The organism is Arthrobacter sp. H20 (assembly GCF_000520515.1).
GTDB lineage: Bacteria > Actinomycetota > Actinomycetes > Actinomycetales > Micrococcaceae > Arthrobacter_D.
This window is the reverse complement of sequence record NZ_AZRY01000244.1, coordinates 1-1,411: the sequence shown is the minus strand read 5'-3', so window position 1 is coordinate 1,411 and position 1,411 is coordinate 1. Positions and strand designations below refer to the sequence as shown.

At 57.8% G+C, this 1,411-nt stretch carries 1 protein-coding gene and 1 pseudogene; one reads left to right on the top strand and one right to left on the bottom strand.

The features are described 5' to 3' along the window. Positions 1 to 406: hypothetical protein (locus Y703_RS22575; RefSeq protein ID WP_216698854.1), on the top strand; the 406-nt coding region annotated here is incomplete at its 5' end. Positions 407 to 697: 291 nt separating this feature from the next. On the opposite strand, the pseudogene Y703_RS0102435 reads toward Y703_RS22575, so the two are convergent. Then, positions 698 to 1,411: pseudogene (locus tag Y703_RS0102435) on the bottom strand (IS5 family transposase); the annotation flags it as partial.

Below are 1,411 nucleotides of genomic sequence, written 5' to 3'. Positions count from 1 at the left end.
AGCAGCATCATGCAGCCAAATTCAACCAATCAATAAAACAATCGGTATCAACAAACATGGCACACTATTGAGTTCTCAAACAACAGACACACCCGGCACCAAACAGAACCAAACAGTCCCACCATCGCTCCGGAGCAACTTTTCAAACTTACCCGAACTCGGAAGCTTTAGCAAATCAACATATTTGCGATCTGCAGCTCAACCGGACGGATCCCAACCCGCCGTAATCACACGCAAGAAGCATGCCATTTCCAGGCTGTTTGTAAGGGTCGGTCGCTATTTTTCCGCAGAAGCGGCGGCGACTCGTTCTACTTTACACACCACTTTGAGCCTAGACAAATCGTCATACTCCAGCCCGCTCAACGCACTCCGCACACCGGGTAATCCCAGCAACGGCGGGGATTAGCGCCGCCAGTCATTCTCCCCACCGGATAGCATTCGGCCTACCGCTCGACGTCGGCCCTACGTGCCGTGCATCACTATGCAGGCGGCAACACCACACTGGCCGCCCTGGTCTTAGTGCCCAGCGTTATGACCATGTTGCCGCAGCTTCCCCTTGCACCGGGCCGCCGCGAGGTGTTCTTCATGAGACTAACGTCCGGGGGGTTACCCGTGTCAGCGATGGTCATATCGTGAACCGTTTCGCGAGCTTGGCGTCTAGCGGTCGTTGCAACACCTGACTATTTAGGAGTTGCAACTAGGGCGTGTCTCCTAATTCTTTGAGCCAAATAGTGATGGCTCGGAGTACGACTCCTCCGCGGTAGGTGAGGGCGAGTTTGTCGTACCGGGTGGCCAGACCGCGCCATTGTTTGAAGGTGTTGAAGGAACGTTCAACAACGTTGCGCCGTTTGTAGGCTTCCCTGTCGAGACCGACGGGTCTTCCACCACTGCGGCCGCGGCGTTTACGGTTCGCTTGCTGGTCGGAGCGTTCCGGGATGACCGCCTGGATCCCGCGGGAACGCAGGAGGTTCCGGTTAGCTTTGGAAGAATACGCCTTATCTCCCAACGCCCGGTCCGGCCTGGTCCGAGCCCTGCCTTTGCCTATCCGCGGGACGTGCAACGCATCGAGCAAGAGCGGAAACATTGGTGAGTCCCCGCCCTGGCCCGGTCCGATGAGCATCACCAACGGCCGCATTTTCCCGTCGCAGAGATGATGGATTTTCGTCGTCAACCCGCCACGGGAGCGGCCGATCGCGTGGTCAGGAGGCTCCTCGCGCAGTTTCATGTAATTCGACAGGTCCCCCTGTGGTGCGCGGAAGGTTGGTTGCGTGTTGGTGAGCCCGGTTCACTGTCGAGTCCACGGAAACCTCCCAATCGATCATCCCTACCGCGTCTGCTTCTGCCAGTAACTGGGTGTGGATCCTGTCCCAGGTGCCATCGCTGCTGAACCGGCGGTGGCGTTTCCACACCG